The organism is Glutamicibacter sp. PAEs-4 (assembly GCF_051161755.1).
Classification (GTDB): domain Bacteria; phylum Actinomycetota; class Actinomycetes; order Actinomycetales; family Micrococcaceae; genus Glutamicibacter; species Glutamicibacter nicotianae.
The window spans coordinates 952,068-969,149 of sequence record NZ_CP195017.1; the positions used below are offsets into that span (position 1 = coordinate 952,068).

14 protein-coding genes and 1 tRNA gene are annotated in these 17,082 nt (G+C 64.2%); 12 read left to right on the forward strand and 3 right to left on the reverse strand.

The window, feature by feature from the left end; genetic code table 11:
• The first annotated feature begins 26 nt into the window (after nucleotides 1-26).
• From ACR9WD_RS04455 to chrA, 4 genes are all read left to right on the forward strand, one after another.
• Nucleotides 27-1,412: a glycine--tRNA ligase gene (locus tag ACR9WD_RS04455; RefSeq protein WP_434922820.1), complete on the forward strand. Its 1,386-nt coding sequence runs from the start codon at nucleotides 27-29 to the stop codon at nucleotides 1,410-1,412.
• Between the two features lie 6 nt (nucleotides 1,413-1,418).
• Entirely contained in the window at nucleotides 1,419-2,348 is a 930-nt protein-coding gene (locus ACR9WD_RS04460; RefSeq protein WP_038989766.1) for a GNAT family N-acetyltransferase, read from the forward strand.
• An 80-nt stretch (nucleotides 2,349-2,428) separates the two neighbouring features.
• Nucleotides 2,429-3,442 (forward strand): DMT family transporter, encoded by a 1,014-nt coding sequence (locus ACR9WD_RS04465; RefSeq protein WP_434922821.1) that lies wholly within the window; start codon nucleotides 2,429-2,431, stop codon nucleotides 3,440-3,442.
• 57 nt (nucleotides 3,443-3,499) lie between these two features.
• Nucleotides 3,500-4,705, forward strand: coding sequence for a chromate efflux transporter (chrA, locus tag ACR9WD_RS04470; RefSeq protein ID WP_434922822.1), 1,206 nt, complete (start codon nucleotides 3,500-3,502; stop codon nucleotides 4,703-4,705).
• Here the strand turns inward: chrA and ACR9WD_RS04475 are convergent.
• Nucleotides 4,702-6,351: a DUF5671 domain-containing protein gene (locus ACR9WD_RS04475; RefSeq protein WP_434922823.1), complete on the reverse strand. Its 1,650-nt coding sequence runs from the start codon at nucleotides 6,349-6,351 to the stop codon at nucleotides 4,702-4,704. The two genes, chrA and ACR9WD_RS04475, sit on opposite strands and share 4 nt — an antisense overlap.
• Nucleotides 6,351-6,815 (reverse strand): hypothetical protein, encoded by a 465-nt coding sequence (locus tag ACR9WD_RS04480; RefSeq protein ID WP_141358677.1) that lies wholly within the window; start codon nucleotides 6,813-6,815, stop codon nucleotides 6,351-6,353. Before ACR9WD_RS04480 ends, ACR9WD_RS04475 begins: the two co-directional genes overlap by 1 nt.
• Before the next feature lie 85 nt (nucleotides 6,816-6,900).
• Here ACR9WD_RS04480 and dusB point away from each other — a divergent pair, with 85 nt between their 5' ends.
• The 4 genes from dusB to ACR9WD_RS04500 all read left to right on the forward strand — a co-directional run bounded on the left by dusB (nucleotide 6,901) and on the right by ACR9WD_RS04500 (nucleotide 11,483).
• Nucleotides 6,901-8,103 (forward strand): tRNA dihydrouridine synthase DusB, encoded by a 1,203-nt coding sequence (gene dusB, locus ACR9WD_RS04485; RefSeq protein WP_066139460.1) that lies wholly within the window; start codon nucleotides 6,901-6,903, stop codon nucleotides 8,101-8,103.
• Between the two features lie 77 nt (nucleotides 8,104-8,180).
• Complete coding sequence (locus tag ACR9WD_RS04490) at nucleotides 8,181-9,464, forward strand: deoxyguanosinetriphosphate triphosphohydrolase (RefSeq protein ID WP_149596538.1); 1,284 nt, start codon at nucleotides 8,181-8,183, stop codon at nucleotides 9,462-9,464.
• A 9-nt stretch (nucleotides 9,465-9,473) separates the two neighbouring features.
• Nucleotides 9,474-11,357 (forward strand): DNA primase, encoded by a 1,884-nt coding sequence (dnaG, locus tag ACR9WD_RS04495; protein ID WP_190264756.1) that lies wholly within the window; start codon nucleotides 9,474-9,476, stop codon nucleotides 11,355-11,357.
• Nucleotides 11,358-11,410: 53 nt separating this feature from the next.
• A tRNA-Asn gene (locus ACR9WD_RS04500) sits at nucleotides 11,411-11,483 on the forward strand.
• 128 nt (nucleotides 11,484-11,611) lie between these two features.
• On the opposite strand, the gene ACR9WD_RS04505 is transcribed toward ACR9WD_RS04500, so the two are convergent.
• Nucleotides 11,612-12,439 carry a hypothetical protein gene (locus ACR9WD_RS04505; protein WP_434922824.1) on the reverse strand — a complete coding sequence of 276 codons (828 nt, stop codon included), beginning with the start codon at nucleotides 12,437-12,439 and terminating at the stop codon, nucleotides 11,612-11,614.
• Nucleotides 12,440-12,668: 229 nt separating this feature from the next.
• On the opposite strand from ACR9WD_RS04505, the gene ACR9WD_RS04510 reads away from it, so the two are divergent.
• From ACR9WD_RS04510 to ACR9WD_RS04525, 4 genes are all read left to right on the forward strand, one after another.
• On the forward strand, nucleotides 12,669-13,478 hold the full coding sequence (locus ACR9WD_RS04510) for a DUF4352 domain-containing protein (protein ID WP_434922825.1): 810 nt from the start codon (nucleotides 12,669-12,671) through the stop codon (nucleotides 13,476-13,478).
• A 305-nt stretch (nucleotides 13,479-13,783) separates the two neighbouring features.
• Nucleotides 13,784-14,011: a hypothetical protein gene (locus tag ACR9WD_RS04515; protein WP_434922826.1), complete on the forward strand. Its 228-nt coding sequence runs from the start codon at nucleotides 13,784-13,786 to the stop codon at nucleotides 14,009-14,011.
• Complete coding sequence (locus ACR9WD_RS04520; RefSeq protein WP_434922827.1) at nucleotides 14,004-15,524, forward strand: ATP-binding protein; 1,521 nt, start codon at nucleotides 14,004-14,006, stop codon at nucleotides 15,522-15,524. The genes ACR9WD_RS04515 and ACR9WD_RS04520 overlap by 8 nt, the downstream gene beginning before the upstream one ends.
• Nucleotides 15,521-17,080: an SLC13 family permease gene (locus ACR9WD_RS04525; protein WP_434922828.1), complete on the forward strand. Its 1,560-nt coding sequence runs from the start codon at nucleotides 15,521-15,523 to the stop codon at nucleotides 17,078-17,080. The genes ACR9WD_RS04520 and ACR9WD_RS04525 overlap by 4 nt, the downstream gene beginning before the upstream one ends.
• Nucleotides 17,081-17,082: the final 2 nt, after the last annotated feature.

A 17,082-nucleotide genomic window follows, 5' to 3' on the forward strand; every position in this document is an offset into this window, starting at 1 on the left:
GCCTCGTAAGTCCCATTGGAGTTGATATGGCGCCACAGTCCAAGCTAGACCAGGTTATTTCCCTCGCAAAGCGTCGAGGATTCGTTTTCCAGGCCGGTGAGATCTACGGTGGTTCCCGTTCCGCATGGGATTACGGGCCCCTGGGCACCGAACTGAAGGAAAACATCAAGCGCGAGTGGTGGCAGAACTTCGTTCGCGGCCGCGAGGACATGGTGGGCCTGGACTCCTCGATCATCCTGCCCAAGGCCGTCTGGGAAGCATCGGGCCACGTAGCCACCTTCACCGACCCGCTGGTCGAATGCATCCAGTGCCACAAGCGCCACCGCCAGGACCACCTGATCGAGGCCTTCGAAGCCAAGAAGGGCCGTGCGCCCAAGGACGGCATGAGCGAGATCGCCTGCCCCGACTGCGGCACCAAGGGCCAGTTCACCGAGCCGCAGATGTTCTCCGGGTTGATGAAGACCTTCCTGGGCCCAGTTGATTCCGAAGCTGGCCTGGCCTACATGCGTCCGGAAACCGCGCAGGGCATCTTCGTGAACTTCGCCAACGTGCTCACCGCCAGCCGCAAGAAGCCGCCATTCGGCATTGGCCAGATCGGCAAGGCCTTCCGCAACGAAATCACCCCGGGCAACTTCATCTTCCGCACCCGCGAGTTCGAGCAGATGGAAATCGAGTTCTTCACCGCACCGGAAGACGCACCGAAGTTCTTCGACCAGTGGGTCAAGGATTGCTGGGCATGGTTCATCGACCTGGGCATCAAGGAAGAGAACCTGCGCCAGTTCGACGTGCCCGAAGACGAATGCGCCCACTACTCGGCAGGCACCATCGACTTCGAATACCGTTTCGGTTTCGCCGGCTCGGAGTGGGGCGAGCTGATGGGCGTCGCCAACCGCACCGACTACGACCTGTCCAGCCACGCCAAGGCTTCGGGCTCCGAGCTGTCCTACTTCAACCAGGCCACCGGGGAACGCTACACCCCGTACGTGATCGAGCCGTCCTTCGGCCTGACCCGTTCGATGATGGCGTTCCTGGTCGATGCGTACACCGAGGACGAGGCACCGAACACCAAGGGCGGGGTGGACAAGCGCACCGTGCTCAAGCTCGATCCGCGCCTGGCCCCGGTCAAGGCCGCCGTGCTGCCGCTGAGCCGCAACGAGAACCTCTCGCCGAAGGCAAAGGACCTGGCCAACGAGCTGCGCAAGCGCTGGAACATCGACTTCGACGATGCCGGAGCCATCGGCCGCCGCTACCGCCGCCAGGACGAGATCGGCACCCCGTTCTGCATCACCGTGGACTTCGACACCCTCGAAGACCAGGCAGTGACGATCCGCGAACGCGACACCATGTCCCAGGAACGCGTGTCCCTGGACCAGGTCACCGCCTACCTTTCCGAGCGCCTGAACGGAGCCTAGAGCCCGATGAACGAACTGGAATTCCGTCCCTGGCGTTCCGGCGACGACCTGGAGCTGCTGCAGATCTTCGGGGACCCGCGTTCGCCGCAGGCCCACCAGGACCGCACCATGCTGCGCGAGAACAGCGATGCGCCGTTCTCCCGCACGCTGGTGGCCACGGTTGACGGTGTGGCCATCGGCGCCGGCGTGGTATTCGCCTCCTCGCTGCATCCGCAGCGCCTCTGGCTCTATGTCGAGGTGGCTGCCGAGCAGCGCCGTTCCGGCGTGGGCACCGCGCTGGTGCATCAGCTGCGCCAGCAGATCCCGGCAGGCCAGGCGCAGGAGCTCAAGGCCCGCTACACCGTGACGGCCGGAGATCCGGCCACCGCGGCGGCCGGCTTCTGCCAGTCGCTGGGCCTGGGCGAAATCCAGGTCTCGCGCGATGTCGTGCTGGAACCGGGAGCGCTGGCCGAGCCGGTGTTCGACACCAACGACCGGGTGATCGAGGACTTGTCCACCGGCAGCGTCGAGCTGACCAAGCTGGTGATGGACTTCTACAATGCGGTGCACACCGATTGGGATCCGGCCAAGATGACCGTAGGCTCGGCGCAGCGCATGCTGCTCGATGAGCACACCGGCGCGCAGGGCGCACTGGTGCTGCGCGACAAGCCCAAGCGCGAGGGCGGCGTACCGCTGGCCTTCGCGGTGAGCTACGTGCCGGCCCGCGAGAACGCCCCGACCGACGTGCTGGTGGGCCATAATCCGGCCTTCAGCGATGACGAGGTGGCCGAAGCGGTGCGCGACATGGTCGCCATGCTGATCCACCAGTACCCAGTGAAGCTGGAAGTCGACTCGTCGATGTTTGTCCTCTCCTCGCTGATCGACGCGTTGGCAGCGGTTGAGCAGGCCACCGTCATTTCCACGACGCATATCCTCGCCAGCGACGCGGCGAAGTAATGCCAGACAGAACGGGACCCGCCAGGCGGGTCCCGTTCTTGCGTTGCCGAGCCATCCTCCAGATCCCTGAAAGAACCCCGTTGACCACCAGCACCATCCCCGCCACGCCGGTCCGCACCGGCGGAAAGCTCCTGTTCATCCTGCTTGCCATCGCTTCGGGCCTGCTGCTGTGCGTGCAGTCGCGCATCAACGGGGCGCTGGGCGCGAAGCTGGGAGATGCCATGGCGGCATCAACCATCAGCTTCGGCGTCGGCTTGGCGGCATTGATCCTGCTGGCGATCGCCGTCCCCCGGGTGCGCAACACGGTGCGGCAGGTGCCGCGAGCACTGGCCCGGGGCAGTTTCCCGCGGTGGTACCTGGTGGCCGGCGCGGTGGGCGCACTGGTGGTCTTCAGCCAGGCCGCCGCGGTGCCGCTCATCGGCGTGGCGCTGTTCACCGTCTGCCTGGTGACCGGGCAGGCAATCGGTTCCATGCTCATGGACCGGGTGGGCTTTGGCGGGGCCGAACCGCGCAAGATCAATGCCCTGCGCATCCTCGGCGTGGTGCTGACCATTGCCGGAGTGATCTGGGCGGTCAGCCCGCGCGGCGCGGATGCGCAGCTCGCATCGCTGCTGGTGCCGATGGCGCTCTCGGCAGCCGTCGGCATGCTCATGGGCTTCCAAGCCGCCGCCAACGGCGTGCAAGCGGCAGCCTATGGCGGCGCCACGGCGGCAACCCTGGTGAACTTCTCCGTCGGGTTCCTGGTCCTGGCGGCGGTGATGCTGGTGCGGCTGCCGGCCGGCGCGAAGCTGCATCCGCTGCCCGGCCAGTGGTGGTACTACATCGGCGGGCTGCTCGGCTGCCTGTTCGTGGGCATCACCGCGCTGGTGCTCAAGCGGCTGGGAGTGCTGGTCACCAGCCTCGCGGCGGTGGGCGGACAGCTGGCCGGCTCGCTGCTCATGGATGTGCTTTTCCCAGCCCCGGGTTCCTCCGTCACCGCGGCCACCGTCATGGGCACCGTGCTGACGCTGCTCGCCGTTGGCCTGGCCTCGATCTCCGGGGCGCGCAGCGCACAGGAATCCAGCGGACGCAGGCCGCTGGAAGTGCGCGAATAGCGTGCCGGGCGGTGGGTGTTCACCGTCCGTTTCCTTTCTCCGCCTATGCTGGAATCCATGGAATCACAGCAGCTGGACAAGGGCTCGGCCAGCGAAGTCTTCAAGGTCTTCCTCAAGCTCGGCCTGACTTCTTTCGGCGGTCCCATCGCCCACTTGGGATACTTCCGTACCGAACTGGTGGACCGGCGCCGCTGGCTTGATGACCAGCAATACGCCCAGCTGGTCGCGCTGGGCCAATTCCTGCCCGGCCCGGCCTCCAGCCAGGTAGGTTTCGGCCTCGGCCTGCACCGCGCCGGCCTGCCAGGGGCCTTGGCGGCATTCCTCGCCTTCACCCTTCCCTCAGCGGTTCTGCTCGCAGTCTTCGCCTTCGGTGCGTCGCTGTTTACCGGCCCTGCCGGAACCGGGCTGCTGACCGGCCTGAAAATCGTTGCGGTCGCCATCATCGCTCAGGCAGTGTCCGGCATGGCCAGGAACCTGGCACCGGACCGGACCCGTGCAGCCATCGCCGTGGCGGCCGCGGCCTCTGCACTGCTCTTGGCGGGATCCTTCGGGCAGCTGCTGGCCATTGCATTCGGCGCCGCGGCAGGGTACTTCTGGTGCCGTGATGCGGATTCGGGTCCAGCGTCGGCCCTGCGGTTCCCGGTCTCGCGGACCTTGGGGATCAGTTGCCTGGCGCTGTTCGTCCTCATGCTTGTCGGGTTGCCGCTGGCTGCCTGGGCTACGGGCTGGGATCTGCTGGCGTTCATCGATGCGTTCTACCGCTCCGGCGCATTGGTCTTCGGCGGCGGCCATGTGGTGCTGCCGCTGCTCCAAAGCGCAGTCGTGGATCCCGGGCTGATCAGCTCGCAGGATTTCCTCACCGGCTACGGCGCCGCCCAGGCAGTCCCCGGACCGCTGTTCACCTTTGCCGCCTACCTCGGCGTCCTCGTTGAATCAGGCCCCGGCGGTGTGCTCGGCTCGGCCATTGCCTTGCTGGCCATCTTCCTTCCGGGATTCCTGCTGTTGCTGGGCGTGCTGCCATTCTGGAACCGGGTGAGCCACTGGCCGGCGGCACGTGCCATCCTGCGCGGCGCCAACGCGGCAGTGGTCGGCGTGCTGGCCGCCGCCCTCTACGACCCGGTCTTCACCTCGGCGATTACTTCCGCTCCCGCGTTCGTGCTGGCGCTGCTCTGCTTCGTCCTGCTGACCGCCTGGAAGACGGCACCATGGATCGTGGTTGCCATCTCGGGGCTCGGGGGAGTGCTGCTGGGCCTTTTGGCCTAGGCCAGATCGGTGAACTGCACGGTGCCATCGTCGTTGGCGATGGCCAGCAACGGCCCGGACTCGCAGTCCAGATATTCTTCGATTCTCGCCAGCACCGACACCTCGGCCCGGTCGTCCAAGGCCGGACCGGCCGAAGCAACCCACGTCACCGACAGCTCGGGCCGCGCTACGAGCTGCGCGGCCATCGGCTCGGAAGCAGCTGGGCCAACGATGATCACGGCACGGCGCGTCACCGAGCTGTGGGCCACCGCGGATACGCCGGAAGCCTCGGCCTTGGACTGCTTGTCCGCACGCCACAGCACGAAGTGGTAGCCAGCCACGGCAGCCGTTGCGACCAGCCAGCCCAGCGGGGCACGCACGGTGTCCAGGAGGGAATCGAGGCGAGTCTCGGATCCCAGGTAGTATTCGAAAATCCGGTATCCGAGGACCAGCAGGGAAATCAGGGCGACCACGGAACTGGCTCCGAAGAACAAGACCAGGTAGACGCTGCGGGAATCCGCCGGCGAAGGCTTGAACGGCTTGAAATAGGCAACCCACACGGCCGCCCCGAGGATGAGCAGTCCCAGGCCGTGGCCCAGCAAGCCCGCCGAGTATTCCACCGTGACGCTGGCAGCGATCGCCGCGAAGAGCGCATTGACCACCATCCCCAAGCCGGTGGCCAGCACCGCGAGGCCGATCCCGCCAAGCACCAGGCGCGCCGCGTTCACTATGGAAGTCGAGCGCAACCCGGAACGCAATTGCAATTGGTGGTAGATCCAGATCACCGCGGCCGCCACCACGATGGCCAGCAGCTCTGGACCGCCGGCGAGGAACAGCCCGGCGCGTTCCTGGGCGGTCCACGCTTGCGGCCACGCCCAGGAAAACAGCTTGGCGCCCGAGAGCAGGAGCGCCAGTGCCGGTGCGGCCAGTCCCAGAGCGATCAACAGGATGTCGTTGAAGGGATCGGACATTTTCTGCACGCGGCGCAATTTCCAATGCCAGAACCACAGTCCCGTGGCGCCAGCCAGCCAGATCACCGCAACCAGCAGATGCCGCATGCCGGTAGGACCTGCCAATGTGTTGTCCGGACGGACCAGGATTTCCAGTGCGGCCTTGAGCGTGGCCACCAGCGAGAGCGCGACGAGCACCATGCTGAAGTAGTTCCCCACCGCCGCGGCCAGATGCGCGAATTGCCGTGGCGCGGTCCGCGCAGCCACGATCTGGTGGTGCTGCCAAGCGCACACCGCTCCCCATCCCAAAGCCGTGCCCAGGGTCGGCTGCCACGCCCCCTGAATGGAAGGGGCGACCAGTCCGGAGAGCACCGCCAACGCGGCGCAGCTGCTGGCAGCCAGTGTCGCAAGATACGCGGCCGAGGCCTGCAAGGACCAGATCGCCGAATCGAAGGCCGTCGGGTGGGCCAGCCGCTTGCGGATGGAGCGCCACAGCAACCAGGCCAACGGGATACCGACCAAGCTGAACGCCCAGGCCATCGCCAGATGTTCGGTGCTGACCTGCTGCGCATCGAACCCATGGAACACCGCGGTGAGCAAGGCGGCCAGGCCGGTGGCCACGACCATCAGCAAGATGAACAGCAGTCCGTGGAGGATCACCGGACGCAGCACGCTGCCGCTTCGCGATAGCGGCGCTGGAGCAGTAGTGGTGGCCATCAGTAGCCCATCTCCTCGGCGGTGCACAGTCCGACCTGCCATGGCATGCGGTCGATCAGCCAGGTCCCGTTGACCTTGCGCAGCTCGAAGGCATCCTCGTAGGAGGAGAGATCCGGCCAGGGCAGGAATCTGGCATCCCCGGAATCGAACCTCGTGTGGACGGTAGCGCTCGCAGTGCCCACGGTGCTGCTGAGCAGCTGCACGTCCAGCGGCTGCGTGGCATAGGGCTCCGGATTGCACAGCGTCCTGGATTCGCCCTCCATGACATAGCCTTGCATGGCAGGCAAATCCTCGGCTTCGAAGGCCATCAGATACCGCTGCACGACCCCTTCGGGGGTATTCTCCGCGTGGGCCTGTGGTGCCGGGCGCAGCGAAACCACGAGCAGCGCGGCTATAACCAAAGCCACAATGACGGCGGCCAAGGCGAGCAGAACCACCCGCGCCGCCGAAAATTTACTTGTCATTGCACCATTTTGGTTGATAACGAGGCAATAAGCCAGCGTCTGCCGAACACAGTTTGATCAAGATCTCAGTTCCCGATTTGCGTTCATGCGAGACAATGGATGGGTGACGACCCTGACTGATGCGCCCACCAACACTCCGACCCTCAAGCTGCCACCGCTGCAGCTGGGCAAGCTGACCATTGATACCCCGGTGGTCCTTGCTCCGATGGCCGGCGTGACCAACCGCGCCTTCCGGCGCCTGTGCCGCGAATACGGCGGCGGGCTGTACGTGACCGAAATGGTCACCGCCCGCGCGCTGGTGGAACGCAACCCCGAATCCTTGCGCATCATTTCGCACGACCCCGATGAAGAGATCCGCTCCATCCAGATCTACGGCGTGGATCCGGCAACCGTGCGTGCCGCCGTGCGCATGGTGGTTGACGAGAACCTGGCGGACCACGTCGATTTGAACTTCGGCTGCCCGGTCCCCAAGGTCACCCGCAAGGGCGGAGGCTCGGCGCTGCCCTGGAAGACCGACCTCTACACCTCGATCATTGAAGCAGCCACGTCCGAGGCCGCCAAGGGCGATATCCCGCTGACCGTGAAGATGCGCATCGGCATCGACAAGGACCACGTGACCTACCTGGAGTCCGCCAAGATCGCCCGCGACCACGGCGCCGCCGCAGTGACCCTGCATGCGCGCACCGCTGGCCAGTACTATGCCGGCCACTCCGACTGGTCGGCCATCGCCACCCTGCGCGAGGCCATGGATGATATGCCGGTGCTGGGCAACGGCGACATCTTCAGCGCCGAGGACGCCATCGAGATGGTGGAGCAGACCGGTGCCGCCGGCATCATGGTGGGCCGCGGCTGCCAGGGCCGTCCATGGATCTTCGGCGACCTGCAGGCTGCCTTCGAGGGCCGCGAGGACCGTTTCCGTCCCGGGGTGCGCAAGGTGGCTGACACCGTGTACCGCCACGGCGAGTTGCTCACCGAGTTCTTCGAGGATGAGGGCAAGGGCATGCGCGATATCCGCAAGCACATCGCCTGGTATTTCAAGGGCTACCCGGTCGGCGGCGAGATCCGCTCGCAGCTGGCCCAGGTGCCATCCCTGGCCCGCCTGCGCGAACTGCTGGACCAGCTGGATCTGGACCTGCCGTACCCGGGCGAGGGCGCTGAGGGCACCCGTGGCCGCGCCGGCCACCCGAAGAAAACCCACGTGCCCGACGGCTGGCTGGATAACCGCGTGATGAGCGACGCCCACCGCGAAATGATCAAGGCCGCCGAACTGGATATTTCCGGCGGCTAGGTCCCATTCGCTGGCCACGGCTACGCCACTAGTGGATAACTCCGAAATGCAGGCAATCACTCACTAGACTGGGAACCATGACTCAGATCCCCGGATATACCGAAGCCGACCAGCAACGGTGGGTGCCTGAACCAGCAAAGAAGTCGTACCGCACCGCGTTTGAGCGGGACCGTGCCCGCGTCCTGCATTCCTCTGCATTGCGCCGTTTGAGTGCCAAGACCCAGGTTGTGGCACCGAACCAGAATGACTTCGTACGCAATCGGCTGACGCACTCATTGGAAGTGGCCCAAGTGGGCCGCGAGCTCGGTGCAGCCCTGGGCTGCGATCCGGATGTCGTTGATACCGCCTGCTTGGCACACGATCTGGGCCATCCGCCCTTCGGCCACAATGGGGAAAAAGCCCTGGACAAGGTCGCCAAGGACATCGGCGGGTTTGAGGGTAACGCGCAGACGCTGCGCTTGCTGACCCGCCTGGAAACGAAGACCTTCAGGCACAATGGGCATTCGGCCGGGCTGAATCTCTCGCGCGCTTCGCTGGACGCGGCATGCAAGTACCCGTGGTTGAAGGCTGATGCCCCCGAAGTCAACGGCAAGAAGACCAAGAAGTTCGGCGTCTATGAAGATGACGCGACGATTTTCGCGTGGCTGCGCAATGTTCCGGAGGCCACCGCGGGAGCAGTCTGCATGGAAGGCCAGGTCATGGACCTGGCTGACGACATTTCCTACTCCGTGCATGATGTGGAAGACGCAATTGTCGGCGGCAAGCTGCAGCTGCGTTGGCTCAAGCAGGATATGCAGCGCGACCGTGCGCTGCAGGTGACCAAGGACTGGTACCTGCCGATGACCGACGAGGCCGATATCGATGCTGCGCTGCGCCGCCTGGAAGCCAGCGAGGAGTGGGTTGCCCACTTTGACGGCTCGCGGCGTTCCATGGCCGCGCTGAAGGACATGACCAGCCAGTTCATTGGCCGTTTCGCCGCCGCCGCCATGGATGCCACCCGTGCCCGCTACGGGGACGGCAATCTCACCCGCTACAACGCGAGCCTGATCGTGCCCGAGGAAACCGAGCATGAGATTGCCGTGATGAAGGGCATCGCCGCCAGCTACGTGATGACCTCCGAGGTGCGCCAGCCGCTCTATGAGGACCAGCGCACGCTGCTGGCCGAACTGGTTCAGCTGCTCTTCGAGACCGGCCGGGATAACCTGGAGCCGATCTTCGCAGCCGACTGGGAGGACGCCGCTGATGAGGCCGCGCAGCTGCGCGTGGTGATTGACCAGGTCGCCTCGCTCACCGACCTGTCGGCCACCGAGTGGCACTCGTATCTGGTCAAGGGCGAAGCCCCTGACGCAAAGTTGTTCTAGAAGGGAATCATGGCAGGGCTGATCAAGCGTGAAGATATCGACGAGGTGCGCAACCGCACCGACCTCCGCGAGGTTGTCGAATCCTACGTCACGCTCAAATCCGCGGGCATCGGCTCGTACAAGGGGCTGTGCCCTTTCCACGACGAACGCAGCCCGTCCTTCCATATCCGCCCGCAGCTGGGCACCTTCCATTGCTTCGGCTGCGGCGAGTCCGGCGATGTCATCGCCTTCATCCAGAAAATGGACCATTCCTCGTTCACCGAAACGGTGGAACTGCTCGCAGCCCGGATCAACTACGAGCTGCACTACGAGGACGGGGGACCGGGGCCGCGCCGCGAGGACTACGGCAAGCGCCAGCGCCTAGTCGACGCGCACAAGGTCGCCGAGGAATTCTTCCGCGCGCAGCTGGCCACCGATGAAGGCGCCGCGGGCCGCGAGTTCCTCGCTGGCCGCGGCTTCGACGCGGAAGTCGCAGCCCAATTCTCGGTAGGCTATGCGCCCAAGGGCTGGGATTCGCTGCTCAAGCACCTGCGTTCCAAGGGCTTCGTCGATGACGAGCTGAAGCTCACCGGCATGTTCTCCGAAGGCAACCGCGGCATCTACGACCGGTTCCGCGGACGGGTCATGTGGCCGATCCGCGACCTGTCGGGGGCAACCATCGGCTTCGGTGCGCGCAAGCTCTACGAGGACGACCAGGGGCCAAAGTACCTGAACACCCCGGAGACCCAGCTCTACAAGAAGTCCCAGGTGCTTTACGGCATCGACCTGGCCAAGAAGCAGATCTCCAAGAGCCGGCAGATTGTCGTGGTGGAAGGCTACACCGACGTGATGGCCTGCCATCTGGCTGGCATCACCACCGCGGTGGCCACCTGCGGTACCGCGTTCGGCACCGACCACATCAAGATTGCCCGCCGCCTGCTGCAGGATGACGGCACCGGAGGCGAAGTGGTCTTCACCTTTGACGGCGACGCCGCGGGGCAGAAGGCCGCGCTGCGTGCGTTCGAGGAAGACCAGCGGTTCATCGCCCAGACCTATGTGTGCGTTGAGCCAACCGGTGCCGACCCCTGCGATCTGCGCTTGCACCGCGGCGATGAAGCAGTACGCGAGCTCATTGAGCTCAAGCGTCCGCTGTTCGAATTCGCCATCCGTGCCGAACTGAAGAAATTCAATCTGAACACCGTTGAAGGACGCGTCCAGGCCTTGCGCCAGACCGCGCCGATTGTTGCGCAGATTCGCGACTCCGCCATTCGTCCGGCGTATGCCCGCGAGCTGGCCGGTTGGCTGGGAATGAACAACGAAGACGTCAACCGCTCGGTCGGCGCCTCCATCAAGCGCGCCCGGTTGCCGAAAAACGCTGAACTGCAGGCACCGCGCCCGCAACCAGGCGAAGCCGAACCGGCCATCCCGGCCGCGCCGGCCTTCGAACGCCCGGATCACCGAGACCCGGTGATGCGCCTTGAACGGCAGGCACTGGAAGTTGTCATCCAGCAGCCGCAACGGCTGAAGGACGAGCAATGGCAGGCGTTCTACGAGGCCCGATTCCTGGCCCCGGCCCACTCTGCTGTCCACGACGGGATCGTTGCCGCGTCCAGTGCAGGAGCTTCGGCGACCTCCTGGGTTGAAGTGATCCGCAACGAAGTCCCGGAGCAATTGCGCAGCTTCGTCTCGGAACTTGCCGTGACCAGCATTCCGGCATCGGATGAGCACAGCCTGAACCGCTACTGCGCCGACATCATCAATGGATTGATTGAGCTTCAAATCACACACCGCAAGGCCGAGCTCATCGGCCGGCTGCAGCGTGCGGAAATGGAACCTGAGGGTGAAGAATATGCGCAGATCAACCGCGAATTAATGGAACTGGAAATGCGCCGGAGGATCTTGCGCGGGACCTAGGATCCCGATTTTGCAATCACGGGATTCTTGGGTAAAGTTATATCTCGTTGCAATCCTCCATAGCTCAATTGGCAGAGCATTCGACTGTTAATCGAAGGGTTACTGGTTCAAGTCCAGTTGGAGGAGCTTACAGAAAAGTTCCGGCTCGCATCTGCGAGCCGGAACTTTTTATTTTCGGCTGAAAAGCCGGAATCCACGAGCCGTGCATCGGGGCCTCGGGCCGGGCATGCCGGTGCAATTTTTCCCAGTAGCAGTCAGTCCGCCAGGTTCCACAAGCGCCGGGATTCCAGGTACCAGAAGTACGAGAACAACCCGATCTCGAACCATTCGACAATGAACAGCGCTTCTTCGATGCCCAGCGCCAGCAGAATCGGCCAGGCAATCAGCCCCAGCAGCATCAGCACCAAGAGGATTGCATAGTGGGTCTTCTTGCCGCCGCTGGTATCCATGGAGCACAGCGGCCTATGATCCAGATGGCTTGCAATGGCGATGCCCATGGAGAATATCAGCAGGAACGCGGCGCTGGCATGCACTCCGGCGAATTGCTCGCCTTCGATGGTCCGCCACAACAGCAGAAGGACAAAGGCGATCAGGAGCAGGGTGCTGAGCAATCCCAGGATTTTGGTCAAGTTGCTCTGGAACAGCGCGCGGTGCGGAGCGTTGCTGGTCCGGAATCCCAGCCAGATGAAAACCACGCTGACGACGAGTACCGCAATGACCGATACCTGCACGGAGAAGATCAGCCGCCGCTGCTCGCCGATTGGCAGGTTTGCCAGCGTTTCTCCCAGCCTGGTGGGGACCACTGCAACGAACATGGCGTAGAAGCCTGCTAAATTCAGGGCAAAATCTTCCAGCTCTTCTCCGGTATAGACCACCAGCAGCACCCCGGTAGTCACCAGCATTGCGACGAAGAGGTCTCGTGCCGGTCCCAGGTAGTAGGAACTCAGCGAGTCTTCGATGCGCTGGTTGGCAATGCCATAGATGACAATGGCGACGACGAGGAGCAGGGGCACCACGAGCAGCATCAGGCGCACATAGCGCAGCGTGCTGCGGCCCGGAGAACGTTCAATTGAAGTGGCCATGACTGCATTCTGTAATTAATCGCCCGGGTTGTGCGAACGGCCCGCCAAGCGGACGAAAATTCTCGGCAGAATCGCAGGCAAAGAATTGCGGGAAGCTAAATTGTCGGTGCGCAATGACAAGCTCTTGAAGAGTCAACAAGGACTCCGAATCGGCTGGAGCAGTCATCCGCTTGAGCCGATCGCCGACTCGGTGCCAGCTGGGCGCCGTCTTCACTCGAAGGAAACTTTCATGTCTATACAAAATCCGCTCGACCCGAATGTGGTGCCGCCGGCGCCTCAGGCCAAGACCTCTGCTGGCAAGGGGCTCGGTATCGCGGCCCTGGTTGTAGGCATCGTTGCCTTGGCATTGTGCTGGGTGCCGATCGTCAACAACATCGCCGCGGTGCTCGGCTTCATTGCCCTGGTGCTCGGTGTCATCTCGCTCGTCGTCGCCTCCAAGCGCCGTGGCAGCAAGGGCTTGGGCATCGCATCGAGCATCATTGCCATCGTGGCCATCATCCTGGTCTTTGCCACCCAGGCAGCCTACGTGAAGGCGATCGACGAGGTTGCCAACGATATTGCCGACGCATCGGACGGCGAGGTGGCAGCCCCGGCGGAGGTCATCGAGCAGGCCGAAGATGAATCACAGGTACTTGCCTTGGGTGAGGCGGCTACCGTTGGCCAGTATTCGGTGAACGTCAGCGCAGTGAACCTGGACGCCGGAGCTCAGATCGCCAAGGCCAACGAGTTCAATGAGAAGGCCGAAGGCCAGTATGTGCTGGTTGACCTCTCCGTGGTCTACAACGGGGACGAAGAGGGAGATGCCTGGTTGGATCTGAATCCAGAACTCGTGGGATCGGATGCCAGCATTTACAGCACTTCCAGCGCGACCGCGGTCCCCGCGAAGCCGGGCATGGACGTTCCTACCTTGACCAAGGGCGGCAAGGGAAGCTACCAGGTAGTCTTCGACGTGCCGGCCGAGGCCGTGGAAGATGCGAAAATCCGTGTGAGCGAGACGATCTCGTTCTCGGACGAATCGGTGCTCTGGGCTACGAAGTAGCCCGCATTCGCAAAGGCTCCGCCATCCAATCAAGGATGGCGGAGCCTCTTTTCTTGTACCGCTTTTTCGCGCCGGCACCTCAAGAGCCTTCCATCCGCGGACCTCGTTGATTCCCTGCCTTCTTCAGTGGCCGAAGGCCAACCAGCAATTGTTACAGCACCAAGAACATGGAAATCCGCGGGATTAAACAAATCTTCATGAAATTCTCCGCGACTCAGAGCCCGGGGAAAGCGCGAGATCACGGGGTTTTCGAACGCTCTCATTTAATTCTCATGGGCGAGCCATGATCTTCTAACAAGTCCCTAATGAGCCCCTCACAAGGGTTTTTTAATGTTCAAAACATGATTCGTCGCATACTTCTCATCCTCGTCGTGCTGGCCGTGCCAGCGGGACTGGCAGGTGCCAGCCAGGCTCTTGCCGACAAGGCCAATCCGCCCATCCCGCATCATGAGCCGATCGTTGTCCAGCTCTCTTTAGCCCCGGCGCCAAATGCTGCAAAATCGCAGGAGCAGGACGGCGGAAACCATGACTGATCTCCAGGAAAACCAAGGATCAACGGTTTCGGCGCGGCTGCGCATTGTCGGCTGGATCGTGCTCACTACTGCACTGGCGCTGCTGGCGGTCACAGTCTCGATGCGTTCGATCATGTCCGGCCAGGTTGCCGAGGCAGCCAACGTGGGCATCGCGCAGGAAATCGAGGAGTTCAGGACGTTCGCGGCCGAGGGGCTGGACCCGAAGACTGCCCGGCCATTTTCCTCCATGGGCGAATTGATGGAACGCTATCTGGCCCGCCAGCAGCCAATGGCCGGCGAAGCGATCATCGGCCAGGCCGACGGCCGGGTGCTCGCCGCAGGAACCGCCGCAAACCAGGCCGGGAGCTGGCTGGCTGAAGACCCGGCGCTCCTGGGACGGATTCTCAATGACGCGAAGACCTCTGGAATCCAGGAGAGCAACCATGGGACGGTCCGCTGGGCGAAAGCCGAGGCGAAGGACGCCTCAGGGGCCAATGGCGAAGGCCACCAGGCACACCTGGTTGTCGCGCACTTCATCGGCGGTGCCCAGGAAGAAGCCAACCGGCAGGCAACGATGCTCTTTGGCGTAGCAGCCGGGGGACTGGCCCTGACGGCGGGAATCGCCTGGCTGGCAGCCGGCCAGATCTTGCGCCCCATCCGCACCATGAGCGAAACCGCCGCATCGATTTCCGCCAAAGACCTCTCGGCCCGCGTTTTGGTGGAAGGACGAGACGACCTGGCGCAACTGGCCAGCACGCTGAACGCGATGCTCGACCGGGTTGAAGCCTCGCATCTGGCCCAACGCCACTTCATCTCCGAAGCCCGCGAGCACCTGGGCAGCCCGCAACGCCAGCTGGCCTCCGCCCTGCAGAAGCTCAATGAGGAAGAACTTCCGCGCAAGCAACGCAACGCCATCATCAGCACCGCGCACGACCATATTTCGCAAATGGGACAGACCCTTGCCGACCTGGACTTGCTGGCGCAAAGCTCCACCCCGAACTTCATCCAGCGGCAGATGATCTCCGTTGGCGAAGTCACGGCGGATGTCGCCGCGGCGGCTTCCCGTCCGGGAGCCTACCCGGACCGCCGATTCAGGATCGCCGAGTCCGCCAAGGCCCAGGCGTGGCTGGATCCGCTGCGCGTAGCCCAGGCCATGCATCAACTGATCCAGAATGCGGTCGCGCATACCGAAGATGGCCAAAGCATCCGGATCGGTTCTGCCGCAGTCGATGGCATGGCCAGCTTCTGGGTTGCCAATGATGGACCGGCCTTGGACCCGGAAGAAGCCCGTGCCCTGCTGGAGAACTACCGCAGCGCACCGGGTACCGGCGAGCAGGGATCCGGCATGGGTCTCGGACTGGCCGTGGTGAAAGCGGTCGCCGAAGCCCACGGCGGCACGGCCTGGGTGGAATCGAGACAGGGCAGCGGGACCAGCTTCGGATTCTCCCTGCCGCTGGCCAACGCCGGGCAAGGAAGCAGCTGCGAGGAAGACTTCGCCCAGTCCATGGCCAGCAGCCTCGGAGGCGAGTCATGAGCATCAAGCCAACCGCGCCCCGCGCGGGATTCCGCTACACCGCCCAGCGGCCCATGGGCCAGAGTGCCGAACCGGGCAAGGCCGGCGCTGCACCAAGCCGATGGAGCAGGCAGAGCGCCGCGCGGATCATCGCCGCGCTGCTCCTGCTGGCCTTCCTTGCCTGGTGCGCCTACGGAGCCTTCGGCCCGGCGGCCGGAACAGCGCAGGCACTGCCTGCGCAAGGAGCCCTGACCCTGGCGGTCTTCGCCGTGGCCATCTGGCTCTGGATCTTCTCGCCGGTTGGCGATACCTACATCGCCCTGGGTGCAGCCGTGGTACTGGTGCTCATGGGGGTGCTGCCCGAAGCCGAACTGTTCTCCTCGCTGGGCGAAGACACCATCTGGCTGCTGCTGGCCGCCTTCGTGATCGCGGCGGGGATTACCGCCACCGGACTGGCGACCCGTGCCGCAGCCTGGATTGCCGCGGGCGCGAACACCCCGCGGCAGCTGATCCACCTGACCACCGGGGTGCTGGTTGCCACCGCATTTGCGGTGCCCTCCACCTCCGGGCGCGCGGCCCTGGCCATTCCGGTGTTCATCGCCCTGGCCAAGGCCCTGGCGGATCGCCGCCGCGTCGTCTTGGCCCTGGCCCTGGTCTTCCCCTCGGTCATCCTGCTTTCGGCGGTGGCATCCTACCTGGGTGCGGGAGCGCACTTGATCACTAGCCAGATCCTCACGGCCTCAGGGCATGAAGGTTTCTCCTTCGCTGGCTGGCTGGTCTACGGCTTGCCGTTGGCTTTCGTTTCCTCTCATCTGTGCGCCGAACTGGTGCTGTGGATGTTCACCCGCGCTGAAGATCGTGCCCAGCCGCTGGCCGTGGGCATCGAACGGCTGCAGGAGCATTCGCCGGTGCCGCTGACCGGCCCGCTCACGGTAGGGCAATCCAGGGCAGCGCTGCTGGTCGCGGCGGTGGTGGTGCTCTGGTGCACCGAGCCGCTGCATCAGCTCCATCCCGCCATCGTGGCCCTGCTCGGCTCGTTGCTGGTCGCCAGTCCGGGATACGGCTCGGTCGGCTTGGCCAAGGCCTTGAAGGCGGTGCCGTGGTCGATGCTGATCTTCATGGCAGCGACCTTGACCTTGGGCACCGCGCTCGCCGGAACCGGAGCCGCTGACTGGCTGGCCCGCCGGGTGCTTGGCCCGGTAGAGCAGCTCGGAGCTGCCGCCGCTTGGGTCTTCACCATTCTGGTGGTGGTGATCTCCGCCGCGGCGCATCTGGTCATCCAGTCCCGCTCGGCCCGCTCAGCGGTGCTGATCCCGCTGGTGGTGTCCCTCGCCCCGGGCGTCGGGGTCAATGCGGTGGCTATTGCCCTGGCATCCACCGCCGCGGCCGGTTTCTGCCACACCCTGACCAGCAGCGCGAAACCGGTGAACCTGTTCTCCGAGATCGAAAGCATCGAAACCTACCGGCCAGCAGACCTGCTGCGCCTGAGCGCGGTGCTCGGACCGCTCATGGTCCTGCTGGTCTTGGCCTTCGCCTTCTGGATCTGGCCGGCCATGGGACTGCCGCTGTTCCTCTGACT